Below are 13,911 nucleotides of genomic sequence, written 5' to 3'. Positions count from 1 at the left end.
CGCGGCGGGCGGGGGGGGGGCCCGGGGCACCGGGGCCCCCGGGGGCCCCCGGGGCCGGTGTCAGTAGCCGAAGTCCTGGGTCCAGTAGGGGCCGTTGCCGCCGTGGCGGATGCCCACGCCGATGCTGCGGTAGTCGCAGTTGAGGATGTTGGCGCGGTGTCCGCTGCTGCGCATCCAGGCTTCCATCACGGTGTGGGGGTCCGGGTGGCCGCGGGCGATGTTCTCCCCGCCGAGGTTCTTGATGCCGCGCCGGGCCGCCCGGTCCCAGGGGGTCCGGCCGTCGGGGTCGGTGTGGTCGAAGAAGCTCCGGCGTTCCATGTCGTCGCTGAAGGACTGCGCCAGCCGGTTCAGCCGCACGTCGGCCCGCAAGGGACGGCAGCCGGCCCGGGCGCGCTCGGCGTTGACCAGCGACACCACCAGGTGGGCGGCGGCCGCGTGCGGGTCGGCCAGTGCCGCGGCGCGCAGCGGCTGCGCGTCCTCGTCGTCCTCGTCCGGGGCGGGGGAGTGCTGGGCGTGCGGCGCGTGCTGTCCGTGCCGTCCGTGCGCCGGTGCGGCCGGGTGCGGCACGCCGGCCTGATGCCCGGTGGGTGCGGCGTACGGGGAGGACGCCGGAGCGGCGGCGTGGCGTGGGCCGGTGTCCCGCCCCGGCAGGGTCCGGGCCGGCTCGTGGAAGCCCACCTGCTGCATTCCCCCGTCCGGCGCCACCGGCTCCTCGCGGTCGCCCGCCGGCCGGTCGGCCGGCCGCTGAGGCCGGGCGCCCGCGCCGGGCGCAGGGGCCGCAGGGGCGACGGGCACGGTCGCCTCGGGCGGGCCGTCGGCACGCACCTGCCCGCCGGCGCCCGTCCCCGGCGGCTGTCCGTCACCGGCGGGGAAGACTCCGCCCGGCAGCAGGCCGGAGACCATGGCCACGGCGCCCATGGCCACCGCGGCCGAGGCGCCGAGCAGCCCCGCGCGCCGGCCCGGGGCCCCCTTGCCGCCCTTCGCGGCGGCCGCGGCCAATGCCTGTGAGTGCGGCGTCTTCTTCCGCCCGCCCCGGTGCGGGCTGCGGTGCCGCCCGCCGCCACCACCCCCTGGGCGTACGACGGGGAGGGGCTGGGTGACCGCCTCGGCGGGGTCCTCGGAGCGTCGATGGCGACCCATCCGCAGTCTTCCTCACGTGTCGGTGTCGAAGTGGTCACTCGTACGGGGGAGCCTTATTCGGCCGCGACTGTACGGCACGGGGTGCGGGGTCGAAGTGCTGCTTATGTAATTGCCCGGTTAACGTGCAGGCATGAACGAGAATGTCCGTCTGACAGCGTGGGTGCGCGGCCATGTGCAGGGAGTTGGCTTTCGTTGGTTCACTCGGGCCAACGCATTGCGGATCGGTGATCTGATCGGGTTTGCCTCCAACCTGTCCGACGGCCGGGTGCAGGTCGTGGCCGAGGGTCCCCGCGGGGCCTGCGAACAATTGCTCGACTGGCTGCGGGACGGCGACACGCCCGGGCGCGTCGACGGCGTCACCGAGATCTGGGACGCCCCCAAGGGGGGTTACGACGGCTTCGAGATCCGCTGACCGTACGGCCGGGAAATCGGATATTGGCCGGGTTTCCGCCGGAAAGACGGCGGGTGGGAGTCCCTCACATATGCCAACGGCATATGTGAGGGACGGAAATCGCCTGATGGTTGCCAAGCGGGCCGCAGCATGCAAGGCTGCCTGTCAACGGATGATCTCCAAGCGGCCCCGAGGGCCCCGGGTGCGGAATGCGGCGCCGATTACTCGCGCGCACCCCCGGGACGCCTGCGGATACAGCGTGTGATCGTGTTGACCGTCAAACCATTTGGTGAGACTCTGGAAGCCCCGCGCACCTTAGCTGTTTGGCATTGGAAGACCGTAGTAGCGATGGCAGACACCGCGGGTGCGAATCCCTCACGACCCACACCGCTTCGGTCGGTCACTCAGTGTGGAGGACCATCCATCATGGCAAAGGCGCTTCTCGGTTACGTCGGCGGCTCCGACCCCCGAGTCCTCTCCGAGATGCGACGGCTCCAGCAGCGTGTCCAGGACCTCGAATCCGAGCTCATCCGGATGCAGGCCGAGAACGACGCGCTGGCTGCCGCCGCTCACCGCGGTGACTCGCTGCTCGACACCATCGACGTATCCAAGGCGGAGCCTGCGCTCGCCTGATCCGTGCCCTGCCCCGGGGGCCCGGTCGGGCTGCACCATCAGCCGCCAGGAGTCGCAGCTGCAAGGGACGCTTCGGCGTCCCTTCGTCGTATCCCCCCGCCGGCTCCCCCCTCGGTCCGCCCCTGAGGGCCGTGTCGGTCGCGTCGTGTCGGTCGCGCCCCCGATCGCCGCCTCACGCACGACGTGCCCTTCATGTGCCCTGCCCCTCGCAGGGTGAAACCCGTGCGAACAACGAGCGACACAGCGGCAGCGCCCGGGCGCGGGGCGGCCGGCCGGTAGAGTCCTCCCGCGTGCACCTCAAGAGCCTGACCCTGCGCGGGTTCAAATCCTTCGCCTCCGCCACGACCCTGCGCTTCGAACCCGGCATCACCTGTGTGGTGGGTCCGAACGGTTCGGGCAAGTCCAACGTGGTCGACGCCCTGTCCTGGGTCATGGGCGAGCAGGGGGCCAAGTCGCTGCGCGGCGGCAAGATGGAGGACGTCATCTTCGCCGGGACCACCGGCCGTCCTCCGCTCGGCCGCGCCGAGGTCTCCTTGACCATCGACAACTCCGACGGCGCCCTGCCCATCGAGTACGCCGAGGTCACCATCACGCGGATCATGTTCCGCAACGGCGGCAGCGAGTACCAGATCAACGGCGACACCTGCCGCCTGCTGGACATCCAGGAACTGCTCTCCGACTCCGGCATCGGCCGCGAGATGCACGTCATCGTCGGCCAGGGCCAGCTCGACTCCGTCCTGCACGCCGACCCCCAGGGCCGCCGCGCCTTCATCGAGGAGGCCGCCGGCGTCCTCAAGCACCGCAAGCGCAAGGAGAAGGCGCTGCGCAAGCTGGAGGCGATGAAGGCCAACCTCGCCCGCGTGCAGGACCTCACCGACGAACTGCGCCGCCAGCTCAAGCCGCTCGGCCGGCAGGCCGCCGTCGCCCGCCGCGCCGCCGTCATCCAGGCCGACCTGCGCGACGCCCGGCTGCGCCTGCTCGCCGACGACCTCGTCGCCCTGCGCGAGGCGCTGCGCTCCGAGATCGCCGACGAGGCCGCCCTCAAGGCCCGCAAGGAGGCCGCCGAGGCCGAGCTGCGCGCCGCCGCCCAGCGCGAGGCCGCCCTGGAGGAGCAGGTCCGCGCCCTCGCCCCGCGCCTGGCCCGGGCCCAGCAGACCTGGTACGAGCTCTCCCGCCTCGCCGAACGCGTACGCGGCACCGTCAGCCTCGCCGAGGCCCGCGTCACCAGCGCCACCTCCGCCCCCGCCGAGGACCGGCGCGGCCGCGACCCCGAGGACCTCGAACGCGAGGCCGCCCGCATCCGCGAACAGGAGGCCGAGCTCGAAGCCGCCCTGGAGGCGGCCGGCCGCGCCCTGGAGGACACCTCCGCGCACCGCGCCGAGCTCGAACGCCGCCTCGCCGAGGAGGAACGCCGGCTGCGCGACGCCGCCCGCGCCGTCGCGGACCGCCGCGAACAGCTCGCCCGCCTGCACGGCCGGGTCACCGCCGCCCGTGGCCGCGCCGCCTCCGCCGAGGCCGAGATCGGCCGGCTGGAACAGGCCCGCGAGGAGGCGGCCGAGCGCGCCGCGGCCGCCCAGGAGGAGTACGAGCGCCACCTCGCCGAGGCCGGCGGCACCGACGCCGAGGACGCCGAACTCGCCGCCGTCCACGAACAGGCCCGGGCCGCCCTCGCCGCGGCCGACGCCGACCTCGACGCCGCCCGCGAGGCCGTCACCGAGGCCGAACGCGACCGCGCCGCCCTCGCCGCCCGCCACGACGCCCTCGCCCTCGGCCTGCGCCGCAAGGACGGCACCGGCGCCCTGCTGAGCGCGAAGGAACGATTGACCGGCGTGCTGGGCCCGGCCGCCGAACTGCTGAGCGTCGCCCCCGGCCACGAACTGCCCGTCGCCACCGCCCTCGGCGCGGCCGCCGACGCCGTCGCGGTCACCGGCCCCGCCGCGGCGGCCGAGGCCCTGCGCGTGCTGAAGAAGGAGGACGCCGGCCGGGCCACCCTCCTCCTCGCCGGGGCCCCGGAGGAAACGTCCCTGCCCGGCGGGCCGGACGCCACGGGGCCGCTGTACGCCGCGCGCCTCGTGCGCGGGCCCGAGACCCTGCTGCCCGCCGTGCACCGGCTGCTGCGCGACATCGTGGTCGTCGACACCCTCGAGGACGCCGAGGCCCTCGTGCACTCCCGGCCGCACCTGACCGCCGTCACCGCCGAGGGCGACCTGCTCGGCGCCCACTACGCCCAGGGCGGCTCCGGCGGCGCGCCCAGCCTGCTGGAGACCCAGGCCGCCGTCGACGAGGCCGCCGCCTCCCTCACCCGCCTGGGCGAGCGCTGCGCCGCCCTGCGCGCCGAGCGCGACGCCGCCGGCGAGCGCCGCCGCACCGCCGCCGCGCTCGTCGAGGAGCTCGCCGCCCGCCGCAGCGCCGCCGAGCGGGAACGCTCGCAGGGCGCGCAGGTGCTCGGCCGGCTCGCCGGCCAGGCCCGCGCCGCCGCAGGCGAGGCCGAACGCGCGGCCGCCGCGGCCGAACGCGCCCGCGAGGCCCTCACCCGCGCCACCGAGGAGGCCGAGGAACTGGCCGCCCGCCTCGCCGCGGCCGAGGACCTCGCCGCCGCCGACGGCACCGACGAGCCCGACACCTCCGTCCGCGACCGCCTTGCCGCCGACGGCGCCAACGCGCGCCAGACCGAGATGGAGGCCCGCCTGCAGGTCCGTACGCACGAGGAACGCGTCAAGGCCCTCGCCGGCCGGGCCGACTCCCTCGACCGCGCGGCCGCCGCCGAACGCGAGGCCAGGACCCGCGCCGAACGCCGGCGCGCCCGGCTGCGCCACGAGGCCGAGGTGGCCGCCGCCGTCGCGGCCGGCGCCCGGCAGCTGCTGGCGCACGTCGAGGTCTCCCTCGTGCGCGCCGACGAGGAGCGGCGCGCCGCCGAGGCCGCCAAGGCGGCCCGGGAGGAGGAGCTCGTCGCCGGCCGGGGCGCCGCCCGCGACCTGAAGGCCGAGCTCGACAAGCTCACCGACTCCGTGCACCGCGGCGAGGTGCTGGGGGCGGAGAAGCGGCTGCGCATCGAGCAGCTGGAGGGCCGGGCCCTGGAGGAACTGGGTGTCGAACCCGCCGTGCTGATCGCCGAGTACGGCCCCGACCAGCCCGTACCGCCCTCGCCCCCGGCCGAGGGCGAGGTGCTGCCCGAGGACCCCGAGCACCCCCGCAACCGGCCCGTTCCCTACGACCGCGCTGCCCAGGAGAAGCGTCTGAAGGCGGCCGAGCGCGCCTACCAGCAGCTGGGCAAGGTCAACCCGCTGGCGCTGGAGGAGTTCGCGGCGCTGGAGGAGCGGCACCAGTTCCTCTCCGAGCAGCTCGACGACCTCAAGAAGACCCGGGCGGACCTGCTGCAGGTGGTCAAGGATGTCGACAAGCGGGTGGAGGAGGTCTTCACGGCGGCGTACCACGACACGGCCCGCGAGTTCGAGGGCGTCTTCTCCCGGCTCTTCCCCGGCGGCGAGGGCCGGCTGGTGCTGACCGACCCCGACGACATGCTGGCCACCGGCGTGGACGTCGAGGCCCGCCCGCCGGGCAAGAAGGTCAAGCGGCTGTCCCTGCTCTCCGGCGGCGAGCGCTCGCTGACGGCGGTGGCGCTCCTCGTCGCCATCTTCAAGGCCCGCCCGAGCCCCTTCTACGTGATGGACGAGGTGGAGGCGGCCCTGGACGACACCAATCTCCAGCGGCTGATCCGGATCATGAAGGAGCTCCAGGAGAGCTCGCAGCTCATCGTGATCACGCACCAGAAGCGCACGATGGAGGTGGCGGACGCCCTGTACGGAGTGTCCATGCAGGGCGACGGTGTGTCGAAGGTCGTCAGCCAGCGACTGCGCTGACTCAAGATCACTTCAACTCTTGAAGATAACAAGGGGCAAACGGTGATCTGATTTCTTCCTCACACCCTATTGACTTAAAAAATTGAAGGCATAAGGTTTGCCGCGTTGCTCACGCCTTCACGTGGTTGATCGTTGGGTCCCACCAAGGCGCCCCCCACCCCGGCAGTGTCGCCGGGTTCCAGGAGAAAACCTTGACCAGCACTGCGACGGCGCAGGGGTCCGAGGGCCGCAAGGCCGCTCCGGACCACCTCGGCCACGTCATCTTCATCACCGCGGCCGCGGCCATGGGTGGCTTCCTCTTCGGCTACGACAGCTCCGTCATCAACGGTGCGGTCGAGGGCATCCGTGCGAAGTACGACATCGGCTCCGCCGCCCTCGCCCAGGTCATCGCCATCGCGCTGATCGGCTGCGCCGTCGGCGCCGCCACCGCGGGCCGCCTCGCCGACCGCATCGGCCGCATCCGCACGATGCAGATCTCCTCGGTCCTCTTCACCATCAGCGCGATCGGCTCGGCCCTGCCGTTCTCCCTGTACGACCTGGCCTTCTGGCGCGTCCTCGGCGGCATCGCCATCGGCATGGCCTCGGTCATCGGCCCGGCCTACATCGCCGAGGTCTCCCCGCCGGCCTACCGCGGCCGCCTCGGCGCCTTCCAGCAGGCCGCCATCGTCGTCGGCATCGCCGTCTCCCAGCTCGTGAACTGGGGCCTGCTGAACCTCGCCCACGGCGAGCAGCGCGGCAAGATCATGGGCATCGAGGCCTGGCAGGTCATGCTCGGCGTCATGGTCGTCCCCGCCGTCCTGTACGGCCTGCTCTCCCTCGCCATCCCCGAGTCGCCCCGCTTCCTGATCTCCGTCAACAAGATCGACAAGGCCAAGCAGGTCCTGGCCGAGGTCGAGGGCTCCGCCATCGACCTCGACAAGCGCGTCGCCGAGATCGAGCACGCGATGAAGAGCGAGCAGAAGTCCACGTTCAAGGACCTCGTCGGCGGCAAGGGCGGCCTGCTCCCGATCGTCTGGATCGGCATCGGCCTCTCCGTCTTCCAGCAGTTCGTCGGCATCAACGTCGCCTTCTACTACTCCTCCACGCTGTGGCAGTCGGTCGGCGTCAACCCCGAGAGCTCGTTCTTCTACAGCTTCACCACGTCGATCATCAACATCGTCGGCACCGTGATCGCGATGGTCCTCGTCGACCGCATCGGCCGCAAGCCGCTCGCCCTCGTCGGCTCCGTCGGCATGGCCCTCTCCCTCGCCCTCGAGGCCTGGGCCTTCGCCTCCAAGTCGGCCGAGGGCACCCTGCCCACCACGCAGGGCACCGTCGCCCTGATCGCGGCCCACGCCTTCGTCCTGTTCTTCGCGCTCTCCTGGGGCGTCGTGGTCTGGGTCTTCCTGGGCGAGATGTTCCCCAACCGCATCCGCGCCGCGGCGCTGGGCGTCGCCGCCTCCGCGCAGTGGGTCGCCAACTGGGCCATCACGGCCAGCTTCCCGAGCCTGGCGGACTGGAACCTGTCCGGGGCGTACGTGATCTACGCGGTCTTCGCCGTGCTCTCCATTCCCTTCGTGACGAAGTTCGTGAAGGAGACCAAGGGCAAGGCGTTGGAGGAGATGGGCTAACCCCCCCCGCCGCCCCTCTCCCCGTGGCTGCCCCCGGCTCGTACGAGCCGGGGGCAGCCGCCGTTTGCGCCCTTCTTGCGGGGCGCCCCCCATCAGGGGCGCGGGGAACTGCGTGACAAACCACGACGCGCCCGCAGATGGGTGCCGTGCTCCGCCCGGGCCCCTGGGCCGCACCTCGGCTGCGGGCCGTCCGTGGCCGGTCGCGCAGTTCCCCGCGCCCCTGACGGGGCGCCGCATGTCCCCCGGGCATGCCCGGTCGGGGCGCGGCCCCTCGGGTGCCCGTCGTGAGCGGGGGGAGGGGGTGCCGTGCTTCGCCCGGGCCTCCGGGCTGTGCTTCGGCTGTGGGCCGTCCGTGGTCGATCGCGCAGTTCCCCGCGCCCGTACGGGGCGCCGCATGTCACCGGGCATGTCCCGGATCGGAGGCCGGGGTCGGGGAACCGGCCGCCCGCAGGGCCCGGGTACGCGAAAGGGCCCCCGGAGGGGCCCTTCGTGAGCGGGGGAGGGGGCGGCCTCAGGCCGCCGGCACCTTCTCCGGCTCCGTCGCCTCGGCGTCCTTCACGGCCGCCGCCGCGTTCTCGCGCGGCATCGGCAGCGCGGCCATCACCGCGGCCGAGATGAGAATCGTCGCCGCCCAGCCCAGGCCGTACTTGCCGACGAACGTCGACGACAGCGGGCCGCTGAACCAGGCGCAGTCCGTGAAGGCGAGGCCGGCGAGGAGGGCGACGCCCCAGGCGGTCATGGCCTGCCAGCAGAAGCCGCCGACGTACCAGTAGCGGCTCGTGCGGCCGGTGTCCATCAGCGCTTCGGCGTCGTAGCGCACGGCGCGGGACCGGCGGCGGGCCATGTCGACGGCGTAGACGCCGATCCAGGCGGAGAAGGAGACGGCCAGCAGGATGAGGAAGGTGATGAAGGAGCTGAGGAAGCTCTTGGCGACCAGCATCAGCAGGAGGCCGCCCGCGAGGGAGATGAAGGCGTTGATGCTGACGGCCATGGCGCGCGGCAGCTTGACGCCCATGGTCTGGGCGGTGAAGCCGGCCGAGTACATCGACAGGCTGTTGATCAGGAGCATGCCGACGATGGCGGTGATCAGGTAGGGCACGGCCAGCCAGGTCGGCAGGATGTCGCCGAGGAAGGAGACCGGGTCCGGTGCGTCGGCGAGCTTGGGCGTCGCCACGGCCATCACGGCACCCATGAGCACCATCGGCACCATGACGATGCCGGCGCCGGAGACGGTGGCACCGACGATCTTCTTGCCGGAGGCGGCGTGCGGCAGGTAGCGGGCGAAGTCCGGTCCGGTGGGCACCCAGCTGATGCCGCCGGCGGCGATGGTGCCGATACCGGCGATCACCATCGCGGTGGTGCCGGCGGGCCGGGAGAAGACCTCGTCCCACTTGATGTTGACGATCAGGTAGCCGAGCACCAGGACGCTGAAGATGCCGAAGAGGTACGTCGACCAGGTGTTGCAGACGTTGAGCGCCTTGCGGCCCATGCCGCTGACCAGGAAGGTGCAGGCGACGAAGGCGAAGAGCGTCACGACGATGAGCACGGTGTTGCTCTTGACGCCGAGGACCAGGTCGAGGACGGTCAGCACCGCGTACGCGCCGGTGACCGCGTTGATCGTCTCCCAGCCGAAGCGGGCGACCCACAGGATCGCGCCGGGGAAGAGGTTGCCCCGCACGCCGAACGTGGCACGGGAGAGCATCGCGCCGGGGGCGCCGCCCCACTTGCCGGACACCGACAGCACGCCGACCAGGCCGAAGGACACCAGCGCGGCGCACGCGGCCACGACGAGGACCTGCCAGAAGTTCAGCTTGTTGAAGACCACCAGCGCGGCGCCCATGGTGAGCAGCAGCACGCTGATGTTGGCGGCGACCCAGGTCGGGAAGAGCTCCCGGACCCGGCCGTGCCGTTCGTGGTCGGGTACGGGCTCGATGCCGCGGGTCTCGATGGCGCCTGCGGCGCCGTCGGGGCTGGACACGTTGGCGCCTTCGGCAGCGTTGTCCATGGTGGGGGCCATGTGGGGGGCTCCGTGCGGGGTGAACCAGGGCGGGGCCTGGGCAGAAAGGGACGGTCGGGACTCTACGCGCGTTGCGCAAGCCCACGCCATCGTACTTTGATCTAACTTTGGCCGGTTAGGGCCATTCGTCCTTGTGGAAAACCACAACAACCTTGCGTCGCAGTGCCCGATCCCCGTGGTGTCCGATACTGGGTCCGTTATGGAAATCGTCATCCTTGCTGTCGTCATCGCTGTGGTCGCGCTCGGCGCGATCAGCGGGCTCGTGGTCAGCAGCCGCAAGAAGAAGCAGCTGCCGCCCGCTCCGCCGAGCACCCCGACCCCGTCCGTCACCGCGCCGCCCGCCGAGCCGCACATCGGCGAGGAGGCCGAGACCCCGACCGCGGCACCCCGCCGCACGGTCGAGGAAGTGGAACTGCCCCCGGCAAAGACGCCGGAGCCCGAGGCCCCCGTCGTGGAGCCCGCCCTCCCCGAGGCCCCGGTCGAGCCGGAGATCGAGGTCCCCGAGCCCACCGCCGGCCGCCTGGTGCGCCTGCGCGCCCGGCTCTCCCGCTCCCAGAACTCCCTGGGCAAGGGTCTGCTGACCCTGCTCTCCCGCGAGCACCTCGACGAGGACACCTGGGAGGAGATCGAGGACACCCTGCTGACCGCCGACGTCGGCGTCGCCCCCACCCAGGAGCTCGTCGAGCGCCTGCGCGAGCGCGTGCGCGTGCTCGGCACCCGTACGCCCGAGGAGCTGCGCAACCTGCTGCGCGAGGAGCTGCTCGCCCTCATCGGCACCGAGGCCGACCGCAGCGTCCACACCGAGCCGGGCGTGGCCGTGAACGGCGAGGAGAAGCCCGGCGTCGTCATGGTCGTCGGCGTCAACGGCACCGGCAAGACCACCACCACCGGCAAGCTCGCCCGGGTGCTCGTCGCCGACGGCAAGTCCGTCGTCCTGGGCGCGGCCGACACCTTCCGTGCCGCCGCCGCCGACCAGCTGCAGACCTGGGGCGAGCGGGTGGGCGCCCGCACGGTGCGCGGCCCCGAGGGCGGCGACCCGGCGTCGATCGCCTTCGACGCGGTCAAGGAGGGCATCGCCGAGGGCGCGGACGTCGTGCTGATCGACACCGCCGGCCGCCTGCACACCAAGACCGGCCTCATGGACGAGCTCGGCAAGGTCAAGCGCGTCGTGGAGAAGCACGGCTCGGTCGACGAGATCCTGCTCGTCCTCGACGCCACGACCGGTCAGAACGGCCTGACCCAGGCCCGCGTCTTCGCCGAGGTCGTGAACATCACCGGCATCGTGCTCACCAAGCTCGACGGCACCGCCAAGGGCGGCATCATCGTCTCCGTCCAGCGCGAGCTGGGCGTGCCGGTCAAGCTCGTCGGCCTGGGCGAGGGCGCGGACGACCTCGCGCCGTTCGAGCCGGAGGCGTTCGTGGACGCCCTGCTGGGGTAGGGCCCGCACACCCGCGAGAAAGGGGTGTCCTCGTCGCAGCACCGCTGCCGCGAGGACACCCCTTTCAGCTGCCCGCGCCGCCCGAGCGGTGGCACACGTACGCCAGCGTGCCCAGCAGCAGCCGCGCCTCCGGCGGCCGGCCGGCCGTGTCCAGGGCGGGCGGCAGCAGCCAGCGCACGGGCCCGAGCCCGGCGAAGTCCGACGGCGGCGCCGTGATGTGGTCGCCGCGGCCCAGCCCCTTGAGGTCCAGCCGGGCGTCGTCCCAGCCCATCCGGTACAGCAGCTGCGGGAGCTCCGCGGCGGCCCCCGGGGCGACGAAGAACAGCGCCCGCCCGTGCGGGGTCAGCGCCACCGGGCCCAGCGGCACCCCCATGCGCTCCAGCCGCGCCAGGGCGTGCCGCCCGGCCGCCTCGGAGACCTCCAGCACGTCGAAGGACCGGCCCACCGGCAGCAGCACGGCCGCCCCCGGCACCTCGGCCCATGCGGCGGCGGCCTCGTCGAGGGTGGCGCCCGCGGGCACCGGCGGGGCGAACGACAGCGGGTGGGCGCCGGGGGAGGGGCAGTCGGCGGCTCCGCACGAGCAGGCCGGGCCGCCGCCGCGCGAGGCCCGGGCGCCGGGGACCACGTCCCAGCCCCACAGGCCGGTGTACTCCGCGACCGTCGTCACGTACTCGGACGCGCGGCCTCGGCGCCGAGAGCTCGAGCGCAGGTCCCGGATGCCGCCGATTGTGAAGCCCATGCCCCCTCCAACGGGTCGTGTTCGCCGATGGTTACGTGTCGGAGTGTCTCGGACACGCACGGTCGCCGATGCCCGCCCGGAGGGGGCGTGACGGTGTGCGATGGGTGGTGCGCCCGGCAGTGCGCGCGGTGGCGCGCATCGATTCACCCTCCCCTGGGTTTCCTTCGGCCGTTCCCTGTCAAGTCAATCGCGATGGGTGAGGAAGGAGTTCATTCCTTGGGGTGGCGAATGGTGGCGTTTCCTGGACCCCACTCGCCCGAGCGGTGATCGTAGGATTACTTTCGGTACCCGAATCCTGCCGGACGGGCGGCCGCAACGGGCGGCAAGCTGGAGGCGGTTCGCACGCAGACGTGTGAACGCACGTGTGACCACCGGTCCGTGTGGACACAGGATGCGTAGACGCACGTAGACGCAGAGTTTCGGATGGGGGCGTTCCCGTGGGCGGCAATGTCAGCGGTACCGGCGGGGCCGAGAAGCCGGAGAAGCGCCCCAACGATCAGCTCAACTCCTGGTTCCTGCGCAGCGGCTGGTCCAAGGGCGAGCTCGCCCGCCAGGTCAACCGCAGGGCCAAGCAGCTCGGCGCCCACCACGTCAGCACCGACACCTCCCGGGTGCGGCGCTGGCTCGACGGCGAGCAGCCCCGCGAGCCCATCCCCAAGATCCTCTCCGAGCTCTTCTCCGAGCGCTTCGGCTGCGTCGTCAACGTCGAGGACATCGGGCTGCGCACCGCCCACCAGTCCCCCTCCGTCTCCGGCATCGACCTGCCCTGGGCCGCCCCCCAGACCGTCGAGCTGCTCAGCGAGTTCTCCCGCAGCGACCTGATGCTCGCCCGCCGCGGCTTCCTCGGCACCTCCCTCGCCCTGTCCGCCGGCCCCGCCCTGATCGAGCCCATGCAGCGCTGGCTGGTGCCCGGCCCCACCGGCGGCCGGCCCACCGAGCGCACCGAGCGCGACCGCCCCCGCCGCTCCCGCCTCTCCGAGCCCGAGCTGGAGCTGCTGGAGTCCACCACCGTGATGTTCCGGCAGTGGGACGCCCAGTGCGGCGGCGGCCTGCGCCGCAAGGCCGTGGTGGGCCAGCTCCACGAGGTCACCGACCTCCTGCAGGAACCGCAGCCGCAGGACACCACCCGGCGCCTGTTCCAGGTCGCCGCCGAGCTGGCCGAGCTCGCCGGCTGGATGAGCTACGACGTCGGGCTGCACCCCACCGCCCAGAAGTACTTCGTGCTCGCCCTCCACGCCGCCAAGGAAGCCGGCAACCGCCCCCTCGGGTCGTACATCCTCTCCAACATGAGCCGGCAGATGATCCACCTCGGCCGGGCGGACGACGCCCTGGAGCTCATCCACCTCGGCCAGTACGGCTCCCGCGAGAGCGCCACCCCCCGTACGCAGGCCATGCTGTACGCCATGGAGGCCCGGGCGTACGCCAACATGGGCCAGCCCGCCAAGGTCAAGCGCGCCGTGAACATGGCCGAGGACTGCTTCGCCGACATCTCCCCCGGCGACGACGACCCCGGCTGGATCCACTTCTTCTCCGAGGCCGAGCTCAACGCCGAGAACGCCCACTCCTACCGCGACCTCGCCTACGTCGCCGGGCGCAGCCCCACCTACGCACAGCTGGCCCGGCCCAAGATGGAGCGCGCCGTCGAGCTGTTCTCCCAGGACGGCGTCCACCAGCGGTCGTATGCGCTCAACCTCGTCGGCATGGCCACCGTGCACCTGATGCAGCGCGAACCGGAGGCCATCGGCGAGCCCGTCGTCAAGGCGCTGCGCATCGCCCGGCAGGTCCGCTCCGAGCGGGTCAACAACCGGCTGCGCAAGACCGTCGACAGCGCCGTGCGCGACTTCGGCGACCTCGCCGCCGTGCGCGAGCTCGGCGAACAGCTCGCCACCCACCTGCCGGAGTCCGCCGAGCCCGCCACCCAGGCGGGCTGAAGGCGCCCTCCCGGCACCCCGTACCCGGCCGCGGCGGCCCTCCCCGTACACCCGACTCGGCTCCCCCACGCCAGGTCGACAGCGGACGGCCGCCGCGCCCGGCCGCCCGCCCGCAGACCGCGCCACGTTCACCCCGCCGTAACACGTGCCCG

At 72.8% G+C, this 13,911-nt stretch carries 9 protein-coding genes; 6 read left to right on the top strand and 3 right to left on the bottom strand.

Translation table 11 applies throughout. The annotated features are described in order from the left end of the window. Nucleotides 1-60: 60 nt before the first annotated feature. Nucleotides 61-1,140 (bottom strand): CAP domain-containing protein, encoded by a 1,080-nt coding sequence (locus AB0K17_RS19240; protein ID WP_365983627.1) that lies wholly within the window; start codon nt 1,138-1,140, stop codon nt 61-63. A gap of 130 nt (nt 1,141-1,270) precedes the next feature. Here AB0K17_RS19240 and AB0K17_RS19235 point away from each other — a divergent pair, with 130 nt between their 5' ends. The 4 genes from AB0K17_RS19235 (at nt 1,271) to AB0K17_RS19220 (ending at nt 7,634) form a co-directional block, all read left to right on the top strand. After that, nucleotides 1,271-1,552 (top strand): acylphosphatase, encoded by a 282-nt coding sequence (locus tag AB0K17_RS19235; protein ID WP_365969149.1) that lies wholly within the window; start codon nt 1,271-1,273, stop codon nt 1,550-1,552. Between the two features lie 405 nt (nt 1,553-1,957). After that, nucleotides 1,958-2,164, top strand: a complete 207-nt coding sequence (locus AB0K17_RS19230) for a hypothetical protein (protein WP_344435907.1) — start codon at nt 1,958-1,960, stop codon at nt 2,162-2,164. 290 nt (nt 2,165-2,454) lie between these two features. Next, nucleotides 2,455-6,024, top strand: a complete 3,570-nt coding sequence (gene smc, locus AB0K17_RS19225) for a chromosome segregation protein SMC (RefSeq protein WP_365983626.1) — start codon at nt 2,455-2,457, stop codon at nt 6,022-6,024. 191 nt (nt 6,025-6,215) lie between these two features. Continuing rightward, nucleotides 6,216-7,634, top strand: a complete 1,419-nt coding sequence (locus tag AB0K17_RS19220) for a sugar porter family MFS transporter (RefSeq protein ID WP_365969151.1) — start codon at nt 6,216-6,218, stop codon at nt 7,632-7,634. A gap of 511 nt (nt 7,635-8,145) precedes the next feature. Here AB0K17_RS19220 and AB0K17_RS19215 read toward each other — a convergent pair. Further along, nucleotides 8,146-9,639, bottom strand: a complete 1,494-nt coding sequence (locus AB0K17_RS19215) for a cytosine permease (RefSeq protein ID WP_365983629.1) — start codon at nt 9,637-9,639, stop codon at nt 8,146-8,148. A 211-nt stretch (nt 9,640-9,850) separates the two neighbouring features. On the opposite strand from AB0K17_RS19215, the gene ftsY reads away from it, so the two are divergent. Beyond that, nucleotides 9,851-11,089 (top strand): signal recognition particle-docking protein FtsY, encoded by a 1,239-nt coding sequence (gene ftsY / locus AB0K17_RS19210; protein WP_365983625.1) that lies wholly within the window; start codon nt 9,851-9,853, stop codon nt 11,087-11,089. A 64-nt stretch (nt 11,090-11,153) separates the two neighbouring features. On the opposite strand, the gene AB0K17_RS19205 is transcribed toward ftsY, so the two are convergent. After that, complete coding sequence (locus tag AB0K17_RS19205) at nt 11,154-11,828, bottom strand: bifunctional DNA primase/polymerase (protein WP_365969153.1); 675 nt, start codon at nt 11,826-11,828, stop codon at nt 11,154-11,156. Nucleotides 11,829-12,265: 437 nt separating this feature from the next. On the opposite strand from AB0K17_RS19205, the gene AB0K17_RS19200 reads away from it, so the two are divergent. Continuing rightward, nucleotides 12,266-13,759: a hypothetical protein gene (locus AB0K17_RS19200; RefSeq protein WP_365983624.1), complete on the top strand. Its 1,494-nt coding sequence runs from the start codon at nt 12,266-12,268 to the stop codon at nt 13,757-13,759. Nucleotides 13,760-13,911 lie beyond the last annotated feature (152 nt).

The organism is Streptomyces sp. NPDC049585 (assembly GCF_040675615.1).
Classification (GTDB): Bacteria; Actinomycetota; Actinomycetes; order Streptomycetales; family Streptomycetaceae; genus Streptomyces; species Streptomyces luteosporeus.
This window is presented reverse-complemented; position numbering and strand designations above follow the sequence as displayed.

Bases quoted from the DNA above. Each gene is read 5' to 3' on its own strand.
- AB0K17_RS19240 (WP_365983627.1), bottom strand. From the start codon at position 1,140: ATGGGTCGCCATCGACGCTCCGAGGACCCCGCCGAGGCGGTCACCCAG.
- AB0K17_RS19235 (WP_365969149.1), top strand. From the start codon at position 1,271: ATGAACGAGAATGTCCGTCTGACAGCGTGGGTGCGCGGCCATGTGCAG.
- AB0K17_RS19230 (WP_344435907.1), top strand. From the start codon at position 1,958: ATGGCAAAGGCGCTTCTCGGTTACGTCGGCGGCTCCGACCCCCGAGTC.
- AB0K17_RS19215 (WP_365983629.1), bottom strand. From the start codon at position 9,639: ATGGACAACGCTGCCGAAGGCGCCAACGTGTCCAGCCCCGACGGCGCC.
- ftsY (WP_365983625.1), top strand. From the start codon at position 9,851: ATGGAAATCGTCATCCTTGCTGTCGTCATCGCTGTGGTCGCGCTCGGC.
- AB0K17_RS19205 (WP_365969153.1), bottom strand. From the start codon at position 11,828: ATGGGCTTCACAATCGGCGGCATCCGGGACCTGCGCTCGAGCTCTCGG.